The organism is Aurantimonas coralicida DSM 14790 (assembly GCF_000421645.1).
Lineage (GTDB): Bacteria > Pseudomonadota > Alphaproteobacteria > Rhizobiales > Rhizobiaceae > Aurantimonas > Aurantimonas coralicida.
This window is the reverse complement of the sequence record NZ_ATXK01000008.1, coordinates 109,732-132,480: the sequence shown is the minus strand read 5'-3', so window position 1 is coordinate 132,480 and position 22,749 is coordinate 109,732. Positions and strand designations below refer to the sequence as shown.

Sequence of the window (22,749 nt, the reverse complement as noted above, 5' to 3'; positions counted from 1 at the left end):
GGCAGCGGGGCCGCCGGATCCGGTAGTTTCAGAGCTGATTTTTACTTCTTGCCGCCGAAAAGGCCGGCGAAGAACGCCACCATTTCCGGCACCATGCGCTGACCGAAGCCGCCGGCGGTCGCCAGCGACAGCGCCTGCTTGGCGGAGGTCGACATGACGCTCGGCACGCCGAGATCGTCGGCCATGCGGCTGTAATAGCCGACATCCTTGCGAGCATTGGCGACCGAGAAGGCCAGCATGTTGGGATTGTCGTCGACGGCGTAGGCCTTGACGAAATCCATCATGCCGGACTTCAGCGGACCGGCGGACATCACGCCGTACAGCGTGTCCCGCTCGATCCCGGCCTGGTCGGCCATGGCGAAGGCCTCCGACATCGCGCAGGCGGTGGTCATGGCGAAGAAATTGTTGATCAGCTTCAGCGTGTGACCGGCGCCGAGCGGGCCGACATGGAAGATGTTCTCGCCGAGATCCTCGAAGACCGGCTTGGCGCGCTCGAAGGCTTCCGTGCTGCCGGCCGACATGATGTTGAGCTTGCCGTCGACGGCGTGGGACGGGGTGCGGCCGAGCGGTGCGTCCATGTATTCGGCGCCGGCCTCGGCCACGGCCGCGGCGATCCGCTTGGTCGAATCGGGCAGCGAGGTGCCGAAGTCGATGACGAGGCTGCCCGGGCGCAGGCCCGCAATGACGCCGTCCTCGCCGAACATGCGCGCCTCGACCGAGGCGGAGGTGTCCATGCACATCATGACGATGTCGCTGCGGCCGGCGAGCTCGCGCGATGTCTTGGTCTCGGTCGCCCCGCGCTTGACCGCGGCATCGACATTGCCGCGGCTGCGGTTGGCGATGACGGTCATCGGGTAGCCGAGCTTCTGCATGCGCTCGACCATGGCCGATCCCATGAGCCCGAGGCCGATGAAACCGATCGATGGCTTGTTGGTCATAGTGAAGTCCCTCTCCGGCGAACGGTCGCGCTCCTGCACGTCGATTCCCGCTCGCGATCTCCAATCGTACCGGCGATAAAAAGCACCGACAGGCTTAGCGTATACGTTGTTGACCCGCGCAAGTCATCGGATATAGTCGGAATCGGGAGAAAATACTGCACTGCAATATTGCAGCGCAGAAAGAACGGTGCGCGTTTACTGCAGAAACGCGCACCATATTGGGAGGAACAATATGACGTTTGGATTCATGAAGGGTGCGGCCGCCGCACTTCTGCTTGGTGCCAGTGCCGTGGCGCTCGGTTCGGCCGCCCCGGCCGCTGCGCAGACGAAGCTGATCGGCGCGAGCCAGTTCGACGAGAACCACGCCTTCACCAAGACGATGCGCAAGTTCGAGGAGCTGGTTTCGGCCTGCTACACCGAAGAGCCCATCGAGTTCGAGATGCACCTGAACTCCGAGCTGGGCCTCGAGAAGGACTACGTCGCCTACATGAACCAGGGCCTGTCGGTGGACTATGCGGTGGCCTCGCCGGCCCACATGTCCACCTTCTCGAAGATGGCGCCGCTGATGGACATGCCGTTCCTGTTCCGTGACGAGGATCACTGGAACAAGGTCCTGGAAGCCGACGCGCTGAAGCCGATCGCCGACGACATTCTCGAAAAGGCCGACATCCGGCTGCTCGGCTATGCGGGCGGCGGCACGCGCAACGTCTTTGCGACGCGGCCGGTCACCAACATGGAAGAGATGAAGGGCCTGTCGATCCGCATGCAGGGCGCCCCGATCTGGACCAGCGTCTTCAACGCGCTCGGCGCGGCGCCGACCGTGATCGCCTATAACGAGGTTTACAACGCCATCCAGACCGGCGTCATCGAGGCGGCCGAGAACGAGGCGGCCGGCGTCGAGCAGATGAAGTTCTACGAAGTGGGACCGGAGCTGTCGCTGACCAAGCACGCGATCACCATCCGGCCACTGATGATGTCGAACAAGACCTATCAGCGCCTGCCGGAAGGCCTGCAGAAGTGCATCGACGAGTCCGGTCCGCAGGCCGGGCAGTACGGCCGCGAGATCGAAAGCGGCGAGGACGGCAAGAAGCTCGACGCCATGGTCGAGAAGGGCTGGCTGAAGACGCATGAATTCACCGAGCGTGATGCCATGCTGGCGGCCGCCAATCCGGTGCTAGAGGCCTATGCCGAAGAGCTCGGTGCAGCCGACGTTCTGAAGAACATCCAGGCGATCAAGTAACGGCGCCTGGCCGGGGCGGCTCTGCCGTCCCGGCGACCCCGGCTGTTTCCGCGCATTTCCCGCATTTTTCGGTAGAGTTCATGCATCGCATCCTCGACGCAGTCCACCTCGTCCTCAAGGTGGCACTGGGCCTGCTCGTCGCAGGCCTGATCATTCCCGTGACGATGCAGGTGCTGTCACGTTCCGACTACGTGCCCCGCTATATCTGGACCGAGGAGATCGCCCGCTTCTGCTTCGTGTGGATGATCATGATCGGCGCCATGTGCGCGGTGCGCGACGGCACTCATTTCGATCTGGAGATCCTGCCGGAATCGGCCAATCCCAAGGTTGAGCGGGCCAAGCGCATCTTCGTGCATCTGATGGTGTCGCTCGTGGCCGTGATCTTCGTCTGGTACGGCTGGCAGTTCCTGCTCTTCGGCTGGTACCAGACCTCCGAGATCGCCTCGCTGCCGATGAACTGGATGTTCGTCGCCTGGCCGCTGATGGGGGTCGTCACGCTGCTCTTCATGGCCGAGAAGGTCATGATCGAACTGCGGCGCCCGCTGGGAGAGGTCGCATGACCCCCGGTTTCGTCGCCGCGCTGCTGTTCGGGCTGTTCCTGCTCTTCATCATCCTGCGGGTGCCGGTCGCCTTCGCGCTCGCTCTCGCCTGTATCCCGGTGTTCTTCCTGGAGCCCCGGCTGACGCCGATCCTGCTGCTGCAGGAGATGTTCCGCTCCTACAATTCCTTCGTGCTGCTGGCGGTGCCGTTCTTCCTGCTCGCCGCCAATCTGATGAACGCGGCGGGTATTACCGACCGCCTGATCCGATTGTCGCGGGCCCTGGTCGGGCACCTTCCGGGCGGTCTCGGCCACGTCAATGTCGTGGTGTCGATGTTCTTCGCCGGCATTTCGGGCAGTTCGACCGCCGACGCTGCCGGCATCGGCTCGCTGCTGATCCCGCAGATGAAGAAGGAGGGCTTCTCAGCCTCGTTCTCCGTCGCCGTGACCGCCTGTTCCTCGGTGATGGGCGTCGTCATTCCGCCATCGATCCTGATGGTGGTCTGGGGCGGGCTGATGTCGGTCTCGATCGGCGGCCTGTTCCTTGCCGGTATCATACCGGGCATGCTGATCGCCGGCGCGCAGATGACAACGGTCTACATCTATGCAAGGCGCCACGGCATGGGCCTGCACACCCGCGCCACGTTCCGCGAACTCGCCGGTGCGTTCCTCGGGGCCGCGCTCGCTTTGATGACGCCGATTATCATCGTCGGCGGCATTGTCGGCGGCGTCTTCACGCCGACCGAGGCCTCCGTGGTCGCCGCCCTCTATGCGCTGTTCCTCGGCATGGTCGTCTATCGCACCATCGGCCTGAAGCTCCTGACCGAGGTGCTCTACGACACCGGACGCTTCGCCTCGATCGCGCTGTTCTGCATCGGCACCGCCAGCGCCTTCGGCTGGATCCTGGCCTATTTCAAGGTCCCGGCGGCGCTCGTCTCCTATGTGCAGGCGATGGATCTCGGCATCACCGAGATGGGCTTTGCCGTGGCGATCGCCTTCCTGATCATCGGCTGCTTCATCGATGCAATCCCGGCGATCATCATTCTCGGCACGGTGCTGTGGCCGGTTACGCAGTCGGTCGGCATGCATCCGATCCACTTCGCCATGATCGGCGTGATCAGCCTCGCCTTCGGCCTGGTGACGCCGCCCTACGGCCTGTGCCTGCTGATCTCATGTTCGGTCGCGGGGATATCGGTCAAACGGGTGATCAAGGACGTGGCGATCATCCTGGCACCGATGCTGGCCATCCTGGCACTGGTCATCGTGTTCCCGTCGGTCAGCCTGTGGCTGCCGCGACTGCTGATGCCGCAATTCGTCAACTGAGCCATCGGTTGAGGGGGGAGGAGCGCGGTGCCCGGAAACGGTGCGCCGCGCTCTTTTTATAGACCATGCGATCGGGGAAAGACGCACATGACACGCAGCGATCGGCGGCCGGATCTCTGGCTCTACGACAAGGCGATGCCGTTCTGGATCGCGACGGCGCGGGACGACCGGTATGGGGGCTTCTTCGACCGGCTCTCCTCGGCCGGTGAGCCCTATGAGGACGATCCCAAGACCACGCTCGTGCAGGCGCGGATGCTGTTCACCTGCGCCCATGCACGGCTGAACGGCGGCGGCGAGGACTGCGTCGCCGGCGCCGAGACCGCGCTGGCCTTCCTCACCGACCATCTGCGCGATCCGTCCGACGGCGGATTCTACCGCGCGGTCGGCCGGGACGGCGATCCAGCCGGGCCCGGTGCGAACCGGGTCAAGGATGCCTACGACCACAGCTTCGTGCTGCTCGGACTTGCGTCCTTGTTGCAGCTCGGGCCTTCGGAGACTGCGCGCAGTCTCCTCGACGAGACCTTCGACTGGTTCCACGGCACCCTCTTCGATCCGGCGACCGGCGGTTATCACGAGGACGACCGGGCCACGCAGCCTGGCGAACCCTATCCGCTGCCGCGCCGCCAGAACCCGCACATGCACCTCTTCGAGGCACTGCTGGCGCTGCACGAGGCGACGGACGAGCCGCGCTGGCTGGAGCATGCGAGGCGCATCGCCGAAGTCTTCGCGGCACATTTCTACGACGCCGACACCGGCTCGCTGCGCGAGTTCCTCGACCGCAATCTCGGCGAGGCGCCGCCGCCGGCCGGCCGCATCCGCGAGCCGGGCCACCAGTTCGAATGGGTCTGGCTGCTGCACCGCTATGCGGCCCTATCGGGCGACCGGCGCTTCGACGGCCATGCCGCGGCCCTCTACCGGTTCGGCTGGAACAACGGCACCCATCGTGGCGGCCGGCTGGGCGGCGGCGTCTTTGACGAGATCGACCCGTCAGGGGCGCCGATCTCGACATCGATGCTGCTCTGGCCCCAGACGGAAGGCATCAAGGCGCATCTGGCGCGGGCCGAATCGGCCGGGGACGCGGAGGGCGTGGCGCGGGCCCGGCAGCTGACCAAGCTGATGTTCAAGCAGCACATCGCTGCCGACCGCCCGATCTGGCGCAACCAGATCGATCCCGACGGCAACACGCTGCAGGCCGACGCGCCGACGCGGCTGCTCTACCATGTCGCCATGGCGATCATCGAAGGCCAGCGGCTCGGCGCTTGGGAGGCGCAATAGCGCTGCCGCTGTTCACTGTTTGGTGCAACCCGCGCCGGCCTGACTGGCGGGCGCGGGTGGGCCGTCAGGCCGGGTCTGCGGCGACCGCGACGCTGGTTCCCGTCCGGCCGGCCTCGATCAGCGCATCGATCAGGCGATGCACCTTCAGCGCCTCGCGGCCCGAGATGCGGGGTGGGCGCCGCTCGTCCAGCGCATCGAGGAAGTCGGCGATGGCACTGCGGTGCCAGTCATGCGGGAAATCCATCGGATTGGCCCCGGTGCCGCCGGCAGTCTCCAGCGGCGCGACCCGCTCGGTGCAACCGTCGTGGAACGTCACGTCGAGGCCGGTCCCGGCAAGGACCGCGGTCCCGTTGCGGCAGATGAATTCGATGCGTTCGGGAAAGCCCGGATAGGCGGCGGTCGTCGCGTCGATGGTGCCGAGAGCGCCGTTCTCGAAGCGGATGCCGGCGGCGACCATGTCCTCGGTTTCCATCACATGCACCGGACTGGTGGTGGCGAAGCCCCGCACCTCGGCCGGTCGACCGGCCAAGCTCAGCATCAGGTCGAGCGTATGGATGCCCTGGGTGAGGAGCACGCCGCCGCCATCGCGGGCGAGGCTGCCGCGGCCGGGCTCGTCGTAATAGGCCTGCGGACGCCACAGCCGGATGATCGTCGAGCAGCCGGCGATCTCGCCGAGATCGCCGGCGGCCATCATCCGTGCGAGCGCCTCGGCGGCCGGGCGGAAGCGGTGCTGCAGGACGATGCCGAGGGTGACCCCGGCGGCCTCGCAGGCCTCGACCATCTGCGTGGCGCGCTCGGTGGTGATCTCCAGCGGCTTTTCCAGGAGCACGTGCTTGCCCGCCGCCGCACAGCGCCCGACGATGTCGAGATGGGTGTTGGGCGGGGTCAGGACGATGACGGCGTCGATGCTCGGATCGTCGAGGATCGTCTCCAGACGATCGCAGGTCGGCACCGGGAACTGCGCCGCGAAGGCCTCGCGCCGGGCCGCCGTGGGACTGTAGGCGTAGGCGATCTCGACCCGGTCGGCGAGATCGTTGAGGCTGCGGACATGGGCGCCCACCACCATGCCGAGCCCGACCAGCGCGACCCGTCTTTTCTGAACTGCCAAGAGTTTCTCCCCCCGAAGATGTCGCGAATTTCCCCTGCGACACTGTCAGCCATATGGCCGGCGATGCCAAGGGCAGAGAGACCGCCAGGTGAGACGTGCCGGGCGGGCCGGCCCATGCGGACGTGCCGGAGCCCCGAACGAAAAAGCCCCCGGGACCGTCGGTCACCGGGGGCTTCGTTCGTGGTCTGCGCGGAGCTTAGCCGAGCTTGCCGTCGATGCGGCGCGGCACGTTCAGCGGGTTGGCCTCCTGCAGGGCCTTCGGCAGCAGCGCGTCGGGCATGTCCTGATAGCTCACCGGCCGCAGGAAGCGGGCGATGGCGAGCGTGCCGACCGAGGTGGAGCGGCCGTCGGAGGTGGCCGGGAAGGGACCGCCATGGACCATGGCCGGGGCCACTTCCACACCTGTGCCGAAGCCGTTGACCAGGATGCGACCGGCCTTCTCCTCGAGCACGGGCAGCAGCTTGCGGGCGTCGTCGTGGTCGCCCTCTTCCATGTGCAGGGCGATGGTCAGCTGACCCTCGACCGAGCCCAGGACCTTCTGCAGTTCCGCCTCGTCGGCACAGCGCACGATCAGCGAGGTGGAGCCGAAGACCTCTTCCTGCAGCTCGGGATGCGCCAGGAAGTCGGCGGCCTTGGTGGAGAACAGGGCCGCCTGACCCTGGAACTTCTCGCCGACCTTGCCCTCGGCCAGCTTCTGGACCTGCGAATGGCTGTCCAGACGCTTGACGCCTTCGCAATAGGCCTCGTGGATGCCCGGCGTCAGCATGGTCGCGGCCTGAGCCTCGCCCAGCGCGGCGCTGGCGCCCTTGACGAAGCTTTCCAGGCCCTCGCCGTCGATGGCGAGGATGAGGCCCGGATTGGTGCAGAACTGGCCGGCACCCATGGTGAGCGAACCGACAAAGGCCTTGCCGATCGCTTCGCCGCGTGCGGCGAGGGCGCCCGATAGCAGCACGACCGGGTTGATCGAGCTCATCTCGGCATAGACCGGGATCGGCTCGGAACGGGCCGCTGCGGTCGCCATCAGCGCCGTGCCGCCGCTGCGCGAGCCGGTGAAGCCAACAGCCTTGATGCGCGGATCGGCGACGAGACCCTGACCGATGACGCGGCCCGAGCCGAACAGCATCGAGAAGACGCCCTCATGCAGGCCGCAATCCTTGACCGCCTTCTGCACGGCCTTGCCGACCAGCTCGGAGGTGCCGGGATGGGCCGAATGGGCCTTGACGACGACCGGGCAGCCGGCGGCCAGCGCCGAGGCCGTGTCGCCGCCAGCGACCGAGAAGGCCAGCGGGAAGTTGGACGCGCCAAAGACGGCGACCGGGCCGACCGCGACGTTGCGCAGGCGCAGGTCGACGCGCGGCATCGGCTTGCGGTCCGGCATGGCCGGATCGATGCGGGCCTCGAGGAACGAGCCCTCGCGGACGGTCGCGGCGAACAGCCGGAGCTGGCCGACCGTGCGGCCGCGCTCGCCCTCGACGCGGGCCTGCGGCAGGCCGGTCTCGGTCACGCAGCGCTGGACCAGCTCGTCGCCGATATCCATGATGTTCTGGGCGATCGTCTCCAGGAACACGGCGCGTGCTTCCAGATCGGTCTCGCGGAAGATCGGGAACGCCTCGGCGGCGAGCGCGCAGGCCTTTTCCAGATCGTCGGGGCCGGCCGCACCGAAGGCCGGCTCGAGCTTCTCGCCGGTTGCCGCGTCAAGGCCGTGGATGTCGCCTGCGGTTCCGTGTCGTGTCGCGCCTCCGATGAGGAGGTCTCCTGTCAAAGCCATCAATTCACCTGTCATTTGCAGCCATGCCCGCCACACCGAAGCGGACGAGCGATCCTGGGACCCGGAATGTTTGTCGCGGGTGGCGAGCTTTCAATGCATACATCGACATTAGGCAGCACGGCTGTCCACACGAAAGTCATGCGACGCGCCGGCACCATTCGCCGGTGACGTGCTTCACGTGTCATCATATGACGCTCGGGGCAAGGTCGCCGATGTGCTATCGGTTCCCGGAAGGGCACGATCGGGGCAGTGGATACGTTATCCACCGGTCGTGGAGGGAGACGTCGCGCGGGGATTGCCGGCCGGGAGCGGCCGCCGTGGCGACGCGAGACCGGGGCGTCCGCATCTGTCTGCAAGGGCAGGCGGGCGCACGGCGAGTGAAGGAAGAGGGGGCATGATGGAACGGCGCAGGCTTGGAACGGGCGGACCGCAGGTGGCGCCCGTGGGGCTCGGCTGCATGAGCTTCGGCGGCATCTACGGGGCGACCGACGTGGCGGAGAGCCACCGTACGCTCGACCGAGCCATCGAACGCGGCATCGATCATCTCGATACGGCCGATGTCTATGGCGAGGGCGTCTCGGAGGAGGTGATCGGCAGCTTCCTGAAAGCCCGGTCGCACCGATTCGTCATCGCCACCAAGGCGGCGATCAAGCGGGCGCCGCAGCGCAGCTTCGACAATTCGGCCGACTATCTGCGCGGCGCGCTGGAAGGCTCGCTGCGCCGGCTCGGCGTCGAGCATGTGGATCTCTTCTACATCCATCGCCGCGAGGCCGGGCGGCCGATCGAGGAGGTGATGGAGACGCTGGTGCGCTTCAAAGAGGAGGGCAAGATCGGCGCGATCGGCCTGTCGGAGATTTCTCCGGGCACGTTGCGCCGGGCCAATGCGGTGCATCCGGTGGCCGCCGTCCAGAGCGAATATTCCCTGTGGACGCGCCTGCCGGAACTCGGTCTCGTGCAGGAATGCGAGCGCTCCGGCACGGCTCTCGTCGCCTTCTCGCCGCTGGCCCGCGGCATGTTCGGGGCAAAGCCGCTGGTGCCGGCCGATTTTCCGCCGGGCGATTTCCGCACTGCCAATCCGCGCTTCGTCGAGCCGAATTTCAGCCACAACCTCGCCGCTGCCGACCGTTTCCGTGCCTTTGCGGCCGAGCGCGGCCAGTCGCCGGCGGCGCTGGCGATCGCCTGGGTGCTGCATCGCTCGCCGCAGATCGTCGCCATTCCCGGCACGCGCAGCGCGGATCATCTGGACGACCACGCCGACGCGATGGCGATCACGCTGTCGGCGGAGGACATGGCCGCCATCGAGGCCGTGCTGCCGGTCGGCTTTGCCCATGGCGACCGCTATTCGGACGCCCAGTCCGTCGGACCGGAACGCTATTGCTGAGCCGGCCTCCAGGCGGCCCTTGCGGCGGTCTTGGCGATGGCCCCTGGGCCGCGCTAGACCTGAGCGTAACGGCCCGGCCGGCTCGATCCACCGCCCGCTGACGCGGGTTTCATCCGGCGTGATCCTCGCGCCTCCCGCAGGACGGTCTTCAAGGCCGCGCATTCCTTCGAGGTCGATCTGAACATGACCCAGTCGCAAGCCAATGCCCGCAACGGTGGGCGCATTCTGGTGGACCAGCTGCTGAAGCAGGGGGCCGACACTGCCTTCTGCGTGCCCGGCGAAAGCTATCTGGCGGTGCTCGACGCGCTCTATGACAGCCGCGACGAGATCCGCCTGATCAATGCCCGCCACGAGGCCGGCGCGGCCAACATGGCCGATGCCTACGGCAAGCTGACCGGAAAGCCGGGGCTGTGCTTCGTGACCCGCGGCCCGGGCGCCTGCCACGCCTCGGTCGGCGTGCACACGGCATTCCAGGATTCGACGCCGATGATCCTGTTCGTCGGCCAGGTCGGCCGCGACATGCGCGATCGTGAGGCCTTCCAGGAGATCGACTATCGCCGGATGTTCTCGCCGGTCGCCAAATGGGCGGCCGAGATCGAGACCACGGCGCGCATTCCCGAATATGTCGCGCGGGCCTATCAGGTGGCGATGTCGGGTCGGCCGGGACCGGTGGTGCTGGCGCTGCCCGAGGACATGCTGACCGAGATGGCGAGCGTCGGCGACGCGCCGAAGGCGACGCCGGTCGAGGGCCATGTCACGGCCGCCGATGCCGAGGCGATCCGGGCGATCCTCGCGGAGGCGAAGAACCCGCTGATGCTGGTCGGCGGCAGCGGCTGGACCGATGCGGCGTGCCGCGACATCACTGCCTTTGCCGAGGCCAACGGCCTGCCGGTCGCCAGTTCGTTCCGCCGCCAGGACGTCGTTTCCGCGGGCTCGTCGAGCTTCGTCGGCGATTTCGGCACGGCCGGCGCGCCGAGCCTCGTCAAGCGGATGGCCCAGGTCGACGTGCTGTTCGTCGCCGGCGCGCGGCTCGGCGAGATGACGACCAAGGGCTACACGACGCTCGATTCGCCGGCGCCGCGTCCGCGCCTCATCCATATCCATTCCGGCGCCGAGGAGGTCGGCCGGGTCTATCAGCCCGAGCTCGGCCTCTGCGCCTCGCCGGCCCCGCTGGCCTCCGCCCTTGCCGAGGCGCGCTGGTTCGAGCCGTCGCGCTTCGAGGGCTGGCGTTCGCAGCTGCGCCAGGAGTTCCTGGCCGACGTGGAACCGGAACAGGAAGCCGGTCCGCTGGATCTTGCGGCCGCCTTCACCACTTTGCGCGAAGAGCTTGCGACCGACGCCATCGTCACGCTCGACGCGGGCAACCACACGGGCTGGCCGCAGCGCTACCTGCGTTATGGACGGCCGGGGCGGCAGATCGGCTCGACGGCCGGCGCCATGGGCTATGCGGTGCCGGCGGCCGTCGCCGCGGCGATCGCCCATCCCGACCGCACCGTCATCGGCTGCGTCGGCGACGGCGGCTTCCAGATGAGCGGCCTCGAACTGGCGACCGCCGTCCAGTACGGCGCGACACCGATCATCTTCGTCTTCGCCAACGGCACTTACGGCACGATCCGCATGCATCAGGAGCGGGAATATCCCGTCCGGGTGGTCGGCACAGACCTGCAGAACCCGGATTTCGCCGCCATGGCGACGGCGATGGGCGCCCATGGCGAGCGAGTGACCAGCAATGACGAGTTCATGCCGGCCTTCGAGCGGGCGCGTGCCTCCGGCAAGGCGGCGCTGATCGAGCTCGTCACCGATCCCGAGCGGATCTCGACCCGCACCACGGTCACGAAGCTGCGCGCCTCGGCGAAATAGCCATCCGGTTCGGCCTGCGGTCGGTCCTCGCGCCGCCGCAGGTCGCCATGCCTCGACTATCTCGAACACAGCACTCTGGGAGGATTTGCACCGATGATCGATCTTTACACCTGGGCGACGCCCAATGGCCGCAAGGTCTCGATCGCGCTGGAAGAAATGGGGCTTCCCTATGAGGCCCACGCCATCGACATCACCAAGGACGAACAGTTCGATCCCGCATTCCTGAAGGTCGCGCCGAACAACAAGATCCCGGCGATCGTCGACCGCGACAACGGCCTGACGCTGATGGAATCGGGCGCGATCCTGATCTATCTGGCGGAAAAGTCCGGCAAGCTGCTGCCGACCGAGCCCGTCGCCCGGATGAAGACGCTCGAATGGCTGATGTGGCAGATGGGCGGCTTCGGTCCGATGCTCGGCCAGGCGCATCAATATCTGAAGTTCAACAAGGGCAAGGCGCCCTTCGCAGAGGAGCGCTTCGCCAAGGAAGTGCGCCGCCTCTACGGCGTGCTCGACACCCAACTTGGCCGCGAACAATATGTCGCCGGAGAGTATTCCATCGCCGACCTGTCGATCTGGCCGTGGGCATCGCGCCATGAATGGCAGGAGATCTCGCTCCACGACTTCCCGAATGTGAAGCGCTGGTATGTCGAACTGGCCGGCCGCGAGGCGGTGCAGAAGGGCTATCACGTGCCGAAATTCACGCAGGACATCCCGATGCCCTGATGCGGCATCGGCCGTCATGGACGGCCGGCGCCGAGGGAGGCGGTCCCCGGAGATGAAGAAAGGCGGGGCGCTCGGCGCCCCGCCTTTTTCGTGTCAGCCGTTGCGCGGATGGCTGCTGTGGGCCGAGGCCTCCAGCAGGTCGCCGGGCTCAATCGGCGCGTTCTCCGGCGCCTCCACATGGCCCGGATCGACCATCGGCCGGTTGCGCGGCACGAAGTCCGGCGCCGGCCAGCGCCAGTTGAGGAACAGGCCGAGCGCGCCGAGACCGGCACCGATCATGTCGGTCGTCAGGCCCGGCTTGATCAGCGTGAAGGCGGCGGCGATGTAGAGGAGCCGCGTCGGCCAGTTGGCCGGCTTCAGCAGATAGCCGGAGAGGCCGCCGGTGAGCAGCGTGACGCCGGTGATCGAGGTCACGACGGACACGGCCACCTTGTCCCAGTCGCCGATCAGGAGCAGCGACGGGCCGAAGACGAACATGAACGGGATGATGTAGCCCGTCAGCGCCAGCTTCACCGCCGCGATGCTGGTGTCCCAGACCGCCGAGCGACTGATGCCGCAGGCCGCATAGACGGCAATCGCCACCGGCGGGGTGATCGCCGACAGGATGGCGAAGTAGAGCACGAACATGTGCGCTGCCTCGACCGCCACGCCGAGCCGGACGAGAGCCGGCACGAGAAGCGCCACCTGGACGATGTAGGCCGGGGTCGTCGGCATGCCCATGCCCAGGACGATGCCGGCGACCATGGTCAGCAGCAGGGCCGGCAGCAGCATGTCCTGCGCCGCGGCGCGCACGATGCTGGTGAAGGTCAGGCCGAGCCCGGTCTGGGCGATGACACCGATGACGATGCCGGCGGTGGCGCAGGCCATGGCGACGATCACTGAGTTGATCGCGCCGGCCTCAAGGCCGTCGATCAGCTTGGCCATGGTGAATTCGCTGCGGGTGGTGCTGCGCATCAGGACGACCGGCACCACGGAGACGATGCCCATCAGTGCCGAGAAGGGCGCTGAGAAGCCGGACATCAGCGTGCCGATGATGATGAACAGCGGCAGGAACAGGTGGCCGCGCTCGCGCAGCACCTCGCCTACGCGGGGCAGATCGGCCTTGGGCAGACCCTTCAGGCCCTGTTTCTTGGCCTCGAAATGCACCGCGAGGAAGACCGCGAGATAGTAGAGGAGGGCGGGCAGCAGCGCGAAGGCCGCGACCTTCAGGTAGCTGACGCCGAGAAACTCGGCCATGACGAAGGCCGCGGCACCCATGATCGGCGGCATGATCTGGCCGCCGGTGGAGGCGACCGCCTCGACGGCGCCGGCGAAGTGCGGCGGATAGCCGATGCGCTTCATCAGCGGGATCGTGAAGGTACCGGTGGTCATCACGTTGGCGACGGCCGAGCCCGACACCGAGCCGAACAGGCCCGAGGTGACGACGGCGACCTTGGCTGGTCCGCCGGCCTGGCTGCCGGTCAGCGCCAGGGCGAAATCCATGAACAGCTTGCCGATGCCCAGCCGTTCGGCGAGGGCGCCGAAGATGACGAACAGCACGACATAGGTGGCCGAGACCTGCGCCGGGATGCCGAACAGGGCATCGGTCGTCATGTACTGGTATTCGAGCAGCCGGATCAGGTGGGTGTTGGTGAAGAACACCTGGTAGCCGAGGAAGATCAGCGCGGTGATCGGCAGGATCGGGCCGATGGCGCGGCGCGTGCCCTCCAGGACGACGACGATCATGAGGATCGCAAAGCTGATGTCGGTGGCCGAGACCGGGCCGACATAGGCCATGCGGGTGTTGAAATATTGCTGCTCGACGATCGGGTAGGCCGAGGCCGCGAGCGAGCCGACCAGGAACAGCCAGTCGAGCGGCGTCGGGGCCTTGCCCTGGCGCGAGGCGAACATCGGCAGCGACAGATAGGCCAGCACCAGCGCGAAGCCGAAATGGGTGGCCCGCAGGGTGAAGGCGTTGGGTGGCCCGAAATAGGCGACATAGAGGTGGAACAGGCTCATCGTCACCGCGACGACGGTGATCGTTCGCTTCAGCCAGACTTCGTGTCGTTCCATGTCACCCCCCGTGGACAGGCCGGATTGCCGACCCGTCGTCCGGCCGGCTCAAGCGCCCGCCGGTCACAAAAAGGCGTGCGGCCCCTCCCGAAGCCGCACGCCCGCCATCCTGCTTACATCTCGACGCCGTTGGCCTTGTAGAAGGCCTTGGCACCCTCGTGCATCGGCACGCCGACGTCCTGGGCCATCTCCTCGACGGTGATGTCCTTCATCGCGGCGGCGATGGCGGCGAGATCCTGGCGGTTCTCCCACATCTGGCCGAGAATGCCCTCGACGACGCCGGCATCGAGATCGCAGCGCGCGATCACGTGGGTGGCGTAGCCGACCGCGCTGACGTCCTCGTCCTGCCCCGGATAGGAGCCGGCCGGGATGGTCACGCCGGTGTAGCCCGGATTGATCTCGGCCTTCATCTTGGCGATGAAGTCGGCGTCCAGCGGCACCAGCTTGATCTCGGAGGAATTGGCGAGATCCATGATCGCCGAGGCCGGCACGGTGGTGCCGAGCGTGAAGATGTCGGAATTGTTGTCCTGCATCAGCGACACGCCATCCGAATAGGACACGTAGTCGACGGTCGACAGGTCGTCATAGGTCATGCCGGCGGCCTGCATCACGGCGCGGGTCACCTGCTCGGCGGTGTTGCCGACCGGCTGGGTGGCCAGACGCTTGCCGGCGAAATCCTCGACCTTCTCGATGCCGGTGCTGGCGGTCGTGACGATCTGGAAATACTGCGGATAGAGCGTCGCGAGGTTGCAGACATTGTCGGCTTCGCCTTCGAACGGCTCGCGTCCCTTGATGGCGTCGACCGTCGAGATGGAATTGGCGAAGCCGAGATCGGCAGCCCCGTTCTGGACGCCCTGGACGTTGGCGACGCCGCCGCCCGGCAGGACCTGGATCGCCACGCCGTCGGGCGCCATGCCCTGGATGGCGCCGCCCAGCGGATACCACGAACCGCCCTGCGGACCGGTCATGAACCGCAGCTGCTGTGCCTGTGCCGGCATGGTCATGGCGATGCCCGCCGCCGTGAGCGCGAGCGTCAGTAGGGTCTTCTTCATGTCTTTCTCCTCCCAGTTTATCTCCGCCCCGAGGGACGGTCGGTCACGTCGGCGCACTCTCCCGCTCGAACAGGAAGGCGGCGCCCGCCCGTTCGGCAATCTCGCGCAATTGCGCGGCGAGCTTCGCAGACAAGGGGATGCCGTGCGCCAGCCTGTCGGCCTCGCGGGCATATTCGGGGTCGCCGGCCACCATCACCGGATGGGCCGGATCGATCGGGTCGGTCGCACGCAGGCCGTCGACCATGCGGTCGAGGTCGTCCTCGAAGGCGGCGCGCGAGCCGCGGATCATCGCGGGATCGAGGGCCAGGATGAAATGGCCGACATCGTGCTTCTGGCCGGGGGCCCCGCGCAGCGGTGTCAGGGCGGCGCCGGACAGGACGCTGGACAGGACCTCGACCATGGTCGCCAGCCCATAGCCCTTGTGGCCGCCCAGCGGTGCCAGCAAGGGATCGAGCAGCGCGAGGTTGGGATCGCGCTGGGGTGTGCCCTGACGCGTCAGGGCCCAGCCTTCCGGCAGTTCGGTCTCGGCCCGCTGCGCCAGCTTGAGCTTGCCGATCGCCGCGGTGGAGGTCGCCATGTCGAGAAGGAAGGGCTGGCCGCGTGCCGAGGGGGCGGCGAAGGCGATGGGATTGGTGCCGAGCTTCGGCGCCAGCCCGCCTGTCGGCACGATGCCGGCCCGCCAGACCGACGAGGTCGAGATGCCGACGAGCCCACGTTCGGCAAGCCGCCGCACATAGACGCCGGCCGCGCCGTAATGGTTGGAATTGCGGATCGAGATGGCGGAGATGCCAAAGCGTCCGGCCCGCTCGGCGGCCATGTCCACGGCCATCATGCCGGGCACCTGGCCGAAGCCGGCGTCGCCGTCGATCAGCGCGACGGCGCCCATGTCGTGCACGACCTCGATATTCGGCGTCGCGGTGGCGCCGCCATTGCCGAGCTGCTGGTCGTAGAGCGGCAACAGGGTCAGGCCATGGGAATCGATACCCATGAGGTCGGCCGCGACCAGCACGTCGGCGGTGACCGCCGCATGCGCATCGCTCATGCCCCATGCGGACAGAATCGCCAGGGCCTGTCGCCGCCAGGTCGCGCTGTCGACCCTTTCGGCTGTCTCGGACTGCATGCCGTTTCCTCCGGCCGGTTCTTGCTGCGATCTTATGACAGGGCGATCGCTTGGGATGGACGCCATCATCCGCTGCCGACGTTGTCAAGCGGCATCGCGGCAGCGTATGGGAGCGGTGGCACCGACGAACGACCACACGTCGCCATGCTGCAATGGCGTTTCGCGGGGGCGAAACGCGACCAGGTCGTATGATGAATCAGGGGAGGTCGACGCGATGACGTCGCAGAACAAGATTGCCGTGGTAACCGGCGCAGGAACCGGCGTTGGCAAGGCCATCACCACGGCGCTGGTCGCCGACGGGTTCACGGTCGTGATGACCGGTCGCCGCCGCGAAGTGCTGGACGAGGCATCCAAGGCCATCGGCGAGGCGCAGACCGTCGTCGTGCCGGCTGACATTTCCGACAAGGCCTCCGTCACGGCGCTCTTCGCCGAGGTCGAGAAGCGCTTCGGCCGCCTCGACCTGCTGGTCAACAATGCCGGCGCCGGCTCGCCGGCCATCCCGATGGAAGAGCTCACCGCCGAGCAGTGGAACACGGTGGTCGGTGCGAATCTCACCGGCGCGTTCTTCTGCACGCAGGAAGCCTTCCGCAAGATGAAGGCGCAGACGCCGCATGGCGGCCGCATCATCAACAACGGTTCGGTTTCCGCGACGACGCCGCGGCCGAATTCCTCGCCCTACACGGCGACCAAGCACGCCATCACCGGCCTGACCAAGGCAACCGCGCTGGACGGCCGGCCGTTCGACATCGCCTGCGGCCAGATCGACATCGGCAACGCCACCACCGAGATGACCGCGCGCATGTCGAAGGGCGTGCTGCAGGCGGACGGCACGACGGCGGTCGAGCCGACCATCGACGCCGGCCATATCGGCCGCGCCGTGGCGCACATGGCGAGCCTGCCGCTGGAGGCCAACGTCCTGACGATGACCGTCATGGCGACCCAGATGCCCTTCGTCGGTCGCGGCTGACGCTGCCGCACATCGTCCGGGCCAGACCGGCCCGGACGCCTTCGAGACTGACCAGCAGAGCAGGAAACACGATGACCGCATGTTCCGCCGTCCGGCCCTATCGCGGGGTCTATCCCGTCGCGCCGACCATTTTCACCGAGGACGGTGCGCCCGATCTCGACGGCCAGCGCCGGGCGCTCGACTTCATGATCGACGCCGGATCGACCGGCATCTGCATCCTGGCGAACTTTTCCGAGCAGTTCGTCCTGTCCGATGCCGAGCGCGACGAGCAGATGCATCTGGCGCTGGAGCATGTCGCCGGCCGGGTGCCGGTGATCGTGACCACCAGCCATTTCTCCACCGATGTGTGCGTCGCCCGCTGCAAGGCGGCGGAAGCCGCCGGTGCCGCCATGGTCATGGTGATGCCGCCCTATCACGGCGCGACCTTCCGGGTCGGCGAGAAGCAGGTCTTCGAATTCTTCAAGGCGCTGTCCGACGCGATCTCCATCCCGATCATGATCCAGGACGCGCCGGTCGCCGGCACGCCGCTGCCGCCGGCACTGCTCGCCCGCATGGCGGCCGAGATCGAGAACGTCTCCTATTTCAAGATCGAGACCGCCGGCGCCGCCTCCAAGCTGCGCGAGCTGATCGCGCTCGGCGGTGACGCGATCGAGGGTCCGTGGGACGGCGAGGAGGCGATCACGCTGATGGCCGATCTCGACGCCGGCGCCACCGGCGCCATGACCGGCGGCGGCTTTCCCGACGGCATCCGCCAGATCATCGATCCCTATTTCGCCGGCGATCGCGCAGCAGCCGTCGCGGCCTATGCGCGCTGGCTGCCGCTGATCAATTACGAGAACCGCCAGACCAGCTTCGCCACGGCGAAGATCCTGATGAAGGAAGGCGGCATCATTGCCTCCGACGCCGTGCGCAAGCCGATCGCCCCGGCGCATCCGGACACGCGCGCCGGTCTCCTGGAGCTCGCCCGCACGCTCGACCCGCTGGTCCTGCGCTGGGGCCGCTAGGCGGGTAAGCCTCGCCGTCGGCTGACGCCTGACCCGCGCGACGGGGAGGGCGGTCACCCGCTCATCGACGACACGACCGGCGGCCCGGGTGCTCTCCAGCGCCCGGGCCGTTCGTCATACCGGCACGGGAAATCGACCTGCGCGCCGACGCCCCCCTGCTTGTCGCTGCCCGAAACTGGTTTGTGATAAAACTAGTTGCGGCGGGTCTTTCTCTCGCCTAGCCTCCGGGCATGGTCGCCCTTGCGGCGGCCCGGACGGTGACGTCCGGCGGCCTTGGGAGGGGAAGCATGTCAGCGACACGACGGTCCGCGGAGCCGGACAGTCCTTTGCGCGGCGACGATCCGGTCCGCCGCGGTGCGCTGGACGATTACATCGCCTTTCATCTCCAGCTTGCCCAGAACGCCTCCTTCAAATCCTTCAAGCGCCATGCGGCGCAGGCCGATCTGCGGCCCGGCCATTTCGCCGTGCTCTCGCTGATCAACGACAATCCGGGCGTCACGCCGCTAGCGCTGAGCCGCGCGGCCGGTCGCGACAAGTCCACCCTGACGCCGGTGCTGCGCGATCTCGACCGGGCGATGCTGATCCGGCGCTGTCCGAGCACCGCCGATCGCCGCAGCCACGGTTTGCACCTGACCGACAAGGGCAGCGAGAAGCTGGCGCATCTGGCCGAATGCGCCGCCCGTCACGACCGGGAACTGGACGCCATCGTCGGGGCGGGCAAGCCCGCGCTTCTCGACATGCTGCGCCGCCTCATCGCTGCGCTGGATTGAGAGGAACGTCGCCGATGTACACCGCCAGCACCGCCTTTCTCGAAGCCCTGATGGAAGCGGGGGTCACCCATCTCTTCGTCAATTTCGGCAGCGACCATCCCGGCCTGATCGAGGCGATCGCCGAGGCGCGTGCCAAGGGTCGTTCGGTGCCCCGCGTCATCACCTGTCCGAACGAGATGGCCGGGATGAGCGCGGCGCAGGGATTCGCGCAGGTCTCCGGACAGGCGCAGGCGGTCATCGTGCATGTCGAATGCGGCACCCAGGCGCTGGCCGGCGCGGTGCACAACGCCGCCAGGGGCCGCGTGCCCATGCTGATCTTCGCCGGCGCCTCGCCCTTCACCCAGGAAGGCGAGCTGCGCGGCAGCCGCAACGAATTCATCCAGTGGATCCAGGATGTCCACGACCAGCGCGGCATCGTGCGCGGCTACATGAAATACGACAACGAGGTGCGCACCGGGCGCAACGTCAAGCAGCTCGTCCACAGGGCCATGCAGTTCGCCGGCTCCGAACCCCGCGGCCCGGTCTATCTGATGGGCGCGCGCGAGGTGATGGAGGAGGAACTCGCCGAGCCGGTGACGATCGATCCCGGCCAGTGGCGCGCGCTGGCTCCCGCCGCACTGCCCGAGGCGGCGGTCGGCACCATCCTCGACGCGGTCGCGGAAGCCCAGCGGCCGCTGGTGGTGACCTCCTATGTCGGACGCAATCCTGAGGCGGTGCCCGAGCTCGTCCGCTTCTGCGAACGCCTCGGCATCGGCGTTCTGGAATCGGTGCCGAACGCCATGAACTTTCCGCACGACCATCCGCTCTATCGCGGCAACCAGTGGAACGAGCCGCGCCAGAACGCGGCGCTGGCCGAAGCCGACTGCGTCATCGTCATCGACAGCGACGTGCCGTGGATCCCGACCATCAGCAAGCCGGCGGCGGATGCGACGATCATCCATCTCGACGTCGATCCGCTGAAGGCGGCGATGCCGCTCTGGTATATCGGCGCGCGCCACGCCTTCCGCACCGATGCCGCGACGGCGCTCGCGCAGCTCAATGCCGGGCTCGACGCACGGCAGCCGGCGCCCGAGATCGTCGATCGACGCAGCCGCCATCACGCCGCCGCGAGCGCAGCCCGGCGCGAGGGCCTGATCGCGCTCGAAGCCGGCGCGCCGGACGCGATCACGCCGGAATTCGCCACGGCCTGCGTGCGCCGGCACATCGACGCCGACACCATCGTCCTCAATGAGGGCATCACCAATTACCCGGTAATCTTCAACCACATGCGAATGACCGCGCCGGGCTCGATCTTCACCTCCGGCGGGGGCTCGCTCGGCTGGAACGGCGGCGCGGCCATCGGCGCCAAGCTCGCGGCCCCGGAGAAGACCATCGTCGCGATGACCGGCGACGGGTCCTACATGTTCTCGGTGCCGTCCAGCGTGCACTGGATGGCCGCCAAATACGGCACCCCGTTCGTGCAGATCGTCTACAACAACCGGGGCTGGAAGGCGCCGCGCTTCTCGGCGATGGGCGTCCATCCCGACGGCTATGCCAGCCGGGCCGACGATCTGGACATCGGCTTCGACCCGCCGCCACGCTATGCCGACATCGCCGCGGCGGCCGGCGGCGCCCATGCGCGCCGGGTCGAGCGGCCGGACGAGATGGAGGCGGCAGTGGCCGAGGCGTTCGACATGGTGCGCAACCAGGGACGCTCGGCGGTTCTCGACGTCTGGCTGGCATCCGCATGAGGATCGCCGGGATCGCGATCGACCGGGCGCATGCGGGCCGGGATGGCCGGCACCGCTTGCCGTCCAGCGGTTCTCCGACGATGGTCGCATGGCGATGGGGAAGGGATGGCTAAGCCCCGCGCGGCGTGACAATCTAGTTGGAAGCAAAACGAGTTTGCCGGCACTGCCGGAGGTCGAACGAGGTGAGCGGGAGGCGGCGGGAGACGATCCGCACCCGGTACCGGAGCACCCGACGGTGTCGCCCGGAACAAGCGAAGAGGAGGACGCGATGTTGAGGATGAAGAGACGGCAGTTCCTGGCGGCGACGGCGGGCGTGCTTGCGGCCCCCGCGCTGATGCGCAAGAGCTGGGCGGCCGAGCCCGAAGTGACGCTGAAGCTGCATCACTTCCTTGGCCCCAAGGCGCCGGCGCACAGCCAGATGCTGGAGCCCTGGGCCCAGTCGATCGAGGCCGATTCCGGCGGCCGGGTGAAGATCGAGATCTACCCCTCGATGACACTTGGCGGCGCGCCGCCGCAGCTTTTCCGGCAGGTCGCCGACGGCGTCGTCGACATCGTGTGGACGGTGAACGGCTATACGCCGGGCCTCTTCCCGCGCTCGGAAGTGTTCGAGCTGCCGACCATCTTCACCAACGACATCGCCGCGGCCAATCTGGCGATGCGCGAGATGTATGACGAATATCTGGCGCCCGAATACGAGCCGGTGCATCTCCTGTTCAATCACGTCCATGCCGGACAGGCGATCCAGATGGCCAACAGCCCGGTGCGCACGGTCGCCGATACCCAGGGCAAGAAGCTGCGCGTGCCGGGCCCGACCGGCAACGACGTCGTCACCGCGATGGGCGCGACCCCGGTCACCATGCCGGTGCCGGACCTGCCGCAGGCGCTGTCGACAAACGCCGTCGACGGGGCGCTGATCCCCTGGGAGATCATTCCGCCGCTGAAGCTGCAGGAGGTCACCCAGTACCAGATCGAGGGACCGGACAAGAACCGGTTCGGCACGACCACCTTCCAGGTCTCGATGAACAAGGGTCGCTGGGAAGCGCTGCCGGACGATCTGAAGGCGGTGTTCGACAAGAACTCCGATGAGGCGTTCCTGCGCAAGGTCGCCGAGATCTGGCGCGGTGCCGACGATCACGGCATCAAGGTCGCGGTCGACGCCGGCAACGAGCACATCCAGCTCACCGCCGAGGAGATGCAGACCTTCAACGACGCGCTCGGACCGGTCGTCGACAAATGGCAGGCCGACCACACCGACTTCGATTCCGCGGCCCTCGTGGCGGCGGCGCGGGCGGCCATGGACAAGCACAAGTCCTGATGGTCCGCGACGAGACAAACCGCGGCGGGGCAGTCATGCCCCGCCGCACCGGCTGGCTGGCCGCCGGCGTCCGGCTGGTCGCACGCCTCGTGCGCTACTGGGCGCTGGCCGGCGGCATTCTTCTGACCGGGCTGGCCGTGATGACGGCGCTCAGCGCCGGCTCGAACATCGCCTTCTCGGTGCCGTTTCCGGCCGACCACGAACTGGTCAAGCATTTCGTCGCCATCGTCATCTTCATGTTCCTGCCGTACTGCCAGCTCGCCGGCGCGAACGTGACGGTGGACATCTTCACCGAAGGCATGAGCGCGGGCGCGAAGGCGGCGATGGCGCTGTTCTCCGCGATTTTCGCGGCGGCCTTCGCGCTGCTGCTCCTGCGCCAGATGTCCTACGGCTTCGGCAGCTACATCCAGTATCCGGAGGTCACGCCGGTGCTGAAGCTGCCGCTGTGGACCGCCTTTCCGCCCATCCTCCTGTCGCTCGCGCTGCTGTTCCTCGCGGCCGTGGTGACGATCCTCGACGGGGTCGCCGGCATGCGCGGCCAGCCGAAATGGACCGAGGACACTCCTGCGACAGCGAGCGAGTAGA

General features: G+C 67.4%; 19 protein-coding genes. 13 read left to right on the top strand and 6 right to left on the bottom strand.

The features are described 5' to 3' along the window. Nucleotides 1-41: 41 nt before the first annotated feature. Entirely contained in the window at nucleotides 42-938 is an 897-nt protein-coding gene (locus H536_RS0116335; protein WP_024351497.1) for an NAD(P)-dependent oxidoreductase, read from the bottom strand. Nucleotides 939-1,170: 232 nt separating this feature from the next. On the opposite strand from H536_RS0116335, the gene H536_RS0116330 reads away from it, so the two are divergent. From H536_RS0116330 to H536_RS0116315, 4 genes are all read left to right on the top strand, one after another. Next, a complete protein-coding gene (locus tag H536_RS0116330; RefSeq protein WP_024351496.1) occupies nucleotides 1,171-2,178 on the top strand; it encodes a TRAP transporter substrate-binding protein in 1,008 nt (335 codons plus the stop codon). 80 nt (nucleotides 2,179-2,258) lie between these two features. Then, nucleotides 2,259-2,738 carry a TRAP transporter small permease gene (locus H536_RS0116325; protein ID WP_024351495.1) on the top strand — a complete coding sequence of 160 codons (480 nt, stop codon included), beginning with the start codon at nucleotides 2,259-2,261 and terminating at the stop codon, nucleotides 2,736-2,738. After that, entirely contained in the window at nucleotides 2,735-4,039 is a 1,305-nt protein-coding gene (locus tag H536_RS0116320; RefSeq protein ID WP_024351494.1) for a TRAP transporter large permease, read from the top strand. Before H536_RS0116325 ends, H536_RS0116320 begins: the two co-directional genes overlap by 4 nt. Before the next feature lie 87 nt (nucleotides 4,040-4,126). After that, the gene (locus H536_RS0116315) at nucleotides 4,127-5,314 is read left to right on the top strand and encodes an AGE family epimerase/isomerase (protein WP_024351493.1); all 1,188 of its coding nucleotides are present in this window, start codon (nucleotides 4,127-4,129) and stop codon (nucleotides 5,312-5,314) included. A gap of 64 nt (nucleotides 5,315-5,378) precedes the next feature. Here the strand turns inward: H536_RS0116315 and H536_RS0116310 are convergent, their stop codons facing one another. Beyond that, complete coding sequence (locus H536_RS0116310) at nucleotides 5,379-6,422, bottom strand: Gfo/Idh/MocA family protein (protein WP_024351492.1); 1,044 nt, start codon at nucleotides 6,420-6,422, stop codon at nucleotides 5,379-5,381. Between the two features lie 196 nt (nucleotides 6,423-6,618). After that, nucleotides 6,619-8,190 carry an aldehyde dehydrogenase (NADP(+)) gene (locus H536_RS0116305; protein WP_024351491.1) on the bottom strand — a complete coding sequence of 524 codons (1,572 nt, stop codon included), beginning with the start codon at nucleotides 8,188-8,190 and terminating at the stop codon, nucleotides 6,619-6,621. A 394-nt stretch (nucleotides 8,191-8,584) separates the two neighbouring features. Between H536_RS0116305 and H536_RS0116300 the strand changes: the two genes are divergently transcribed. The 3 genes from H536_RS0116300 to H536_RS0116290 all read left to right on the top strand — a co-directional run bounded on the left by H536_RS0116300 (nucleotide 8,585) and on the right by H536_RS0116290 (nucleotide 12,154). Then, nucleotides 8,585-9,571: an aldo/keto reductase gene (locus H536_RS0116300; RefSeq protein WP_202814813.1), complete on the top strand. Its 987-nt coding sequence runs from the start codon at nucleotides 8,585-8,587 to the stop codon at nucleotides 9,569-9,571. 183 nt (nucleotides 9,572-9,754) lie between these two features. Further along, nucleotides 9,755-11,431 (top strand): thiamine pyrophosphate-binding protein, encoded by a 1,677-nt coding sequence (locus H536_RS0116295; protein ID WP_024351489.1) that lies wholly within the window; start codon nucleotides 9,755-9,757, stop codon nucleotides 11,429-11,431. Between the two features lie 93 nt (nucleotides 11,432-11,524). Continuing rightward, nucleotides 11,525-12,154, top strand: coding sequence for a glutathione S-transferase family protein (locus H536_RS0116290; protein WP_024351488.1), 630 nt, complete (start codon nucleotides 11,525-11,527; stop codon nucleotides 12,152-12,154). A gap of 93 nt (nucleotides 12,155-12,247) precedes the next feature. On the opposite strand, the gene H536_RS0116285 is transcribed toward H536_RS0116290, so the two are convergent. The 3 genes from H536_RS0116285 to H536_RS0116275 form a co-directional block, all read right to left on the bottom strand. After that, nucleotides 12,248-14,206: a TRAP transporter permease gene (locus tag H536_RS0116285; RefSeq protein ID WP_024351487.1), complete on the bottom strand. Its 1,959-nt coding sequence runs from the start codon at nucleotides 14,204-14,206 to the stop codon at nucleotides 12,248-12,250. A 113-nt stretch (nucleotides 14,207-14,319) separates the two neighbouring features. Further along, entirely contained in the window at nucleotides 14,320-15,258 is a 939-nt protein-coding gene (locus H536_RS0116280; RefSeq protein ID WP_024351486.1) for a TAXI family TRAP transporter solute-binding subunit, read from the bottom strand. Nucleotides 15,259-15,301: 43 nt separating this feature from the next. Then, entirely contained in the window at nucleotides 15,302-16,378 is a 1,077-nt protein-coding gene (locus H536_RS0116275; RefSeq protein ID WP_024351485.1) for an Ldh family oxidoreductase, read from the bottom strand. A gap of 214 nt (nucleotides 16,379-16,592) precedes the next feature. On the opposite strand from H536_RS0116275, the gene H536_RS0116270 reads away from it, so the two are divergent. The 6 genes from H536_RS0116270 to H536_RS0116245 all read left to right on the top strand — a co-directional run bounded on the left by H536_RS0116270 (nucleotide 16,593) and on the right by H536_RS0116245 (nucleotide 22,748). After that, nucleotides 16,593-17,345 carry an SDR family oxidoreductase gene (locus H536_RS0116270; RefSeq protein WP_024351484.1) on the top strand — a complete coding sequence of 251 codons (753 nt, stop codon included), beginning with the start codon at nucleotides 16,593-16,595 and terminating at the stop codon, nucleotides 17,343-17,345. Nucleotides 17,346-17,416: 71 nt separating this feature from the next. Further along, on the top strand, nucleotides 17,417-18,349 hold the full coding sequence (locus tag H536_RS0116265) for a dihydrodipicolinate synthase family protein (protein ID WP_024351483.1): 933 nt from the start codon (nucleotides 17,417-17,419) through the stop codon (nucleotides 18,347-18,349). A gap of 287 nt (nucleotides 18,350-18,636) precedes the next feature. Next, entirely contained in the window at nucleotides 18,637-19,119 is a 483-nt protein-coding gene (locus tag H536_RS0116260; RefSeq protein ID WP_029703430.1) for a MarR family winged helix-turn-helix transcriptional regulator, read from the top strand. A gap of 14 nt (nucleotides 19,120-19,133) precedes the next feature. Next, nucleotides 19,134-20,849: a thiamine pyrophosphate-requiring protein gene (locus tag H536_RS0116255; protein ID WP_024351481.1), complete on the top strand. Its 1,716-nt coding sequence runs from the start codon at nucleotides 19,134-19,136 to the stop codon at nucleotides 20,847-20,849. Between the two features lie 268 nt (nucleotides 20,850-21,117). Continuing rightward, on the top strand, nucleotides 21,118-22,164 hold the full coding sequence (locus H536_RS0116250; protein ID WP_029703428.1) for a TRAP transporter substrate-binding protein: 1,047 nt from the start codon (nucleotides 21,118-21,120) through the stop codon (nucleotides 22,162-22,164). 35 nt (nucleotides 22,165-22,199) lie between these two features. After that, the gene (locus H536_RS0116245; RefSeq protein ID WP_244495436.1) at nucleotides 22,200-22,748 is read left to right on the top strand and encodes a TRAP transporter small permease subunit; all 549 of its coding nucleotides are present in this window, start codon (nucleotides 22,200-22,202) and stop codon (nucleotides 22,746-22,748) included. Nucleotide 22,749: the final 1 nt, after the last annotated feature.

Coding starts and splice junctions, on each gene's coding strand:
- H536_RS0116335 (WP_024351497.1), bottom strand. CDS start 938: ATGACCAACAAGCCATCGATCGGTTTCATCGGCCTCGGGCTCATGGGA.
- H536_RS0116330 (WP_024351496.1), top strand. CDS start 1,171: ATGACGTTTGGATTCATGAAGGGTGCGGCCGCCGCACTTCTGCTTGGT.
- H536_RS0116325 (WP_024351495.1), top strand. CDS start 2,259: ATGCATCGCATCCTCGACGCAGTCCACCTCGTCCTCAAGGTGGCACTG.
- H536_RS0116320 (WP_024351494.1), top strand. CDS start 2,735: ATGACCCCCGGTTTCGTCGCCGCGCTGCTGTTCGGGCTGTTCCTGCTC.
- H536_RS0116315 (WP_024351493.1), top strand. CDS start 4,127: ATGACACGCAGCGATCGGCGGCCGGATCTCTGGCTCTACGACAAGGCG.
- H536_RS0116305 (WP_024351491.1), bottom strand. CDS start 8,190: ATGGCTTTGACAGGAGACCTCCTCATCGGAGGCGCGACACGACACGGA.
- H536_RS0116300 (WP_202814813.1), top strand. CDS start 8,585: ATGATGGAACGGCGCAGGCTTGGAACGGGCGGACCGCAGGTGGCGCCC.
- H536_RS0116295 (WP_024351489.1), top strand. CDS start 9,755: ATGACCCAGTCGCAAGCCAATGCCCGCAACGGTGGGCGCATTCTGGTG.
- H536_RS0116290 (WP_024351488.1), top strand. CDS start 11,525: ATGATCGATCTTTACACCTGGGCGACGCCCAATGGCCGCAAGGTCTCG.
- H536_RS0116285 (WP_024351487.1), bottom strand. CDS start 14,206: ATGGAACGACACGAAGTCTGGCTGAAGCGAACGATCACCGTCGTCGCG.
- H536_RS0116280 (WP_024351486.1), bottom strand. CDS start 15,258: ATGAAGAAGACCCTACTGACGCTCGCGCTCACGGCGGCGGGCATCGCC.
- H536_RS0116275 (WP_024351485.1), bottom strand. CDS start 16,378: ATGCAGTCCGAGACAGCCGAAAGGGTCGACAGCGCGACCTGGCGGCGA.
- H536_RS0116270 (WP_024351484.1), top strand. CDS start 16,593: ATGACGTCGCAGAACAAGATTGCCGTGGTAACCGGCGCAGGAACCGGC.
- H536_RS0116265 (WP_024351483.1), top strand. CDS start 17,417: ATGACCGCATGTTCCGCCGTCCGGCCCTATCGCGGGGTCTATCCCGTC.
- H536_RS0116260 (WP_029703430.1), top strand. CDS start 18,637: ATGTCAGCGACACGACGGTCCGCGGAGCCGGACAGTCCTTTGCGCGGC.
- H536_RS0116255 (WP_024351481.1), top strand. CDS start 19,134: ATGTACACCGCCAGCACCGCCTTTCTCGAAGCCCTGATGGAAGCGGGG.
- H536_RS0116250 (WP_029703428.1), top strand. CDS start 21,118: ATGTTGAGGATGAAGAGACGGCAGTTCCTGGCGGCGACGGCGGGCGTG.
- H536_RS0116245 (WP_244495436.1), top strand. CDS start 22,200: ATGCCCCGCCGCACCGGCTGGCTGGCCGCCGGCGTCCGGCTGGTCGCA.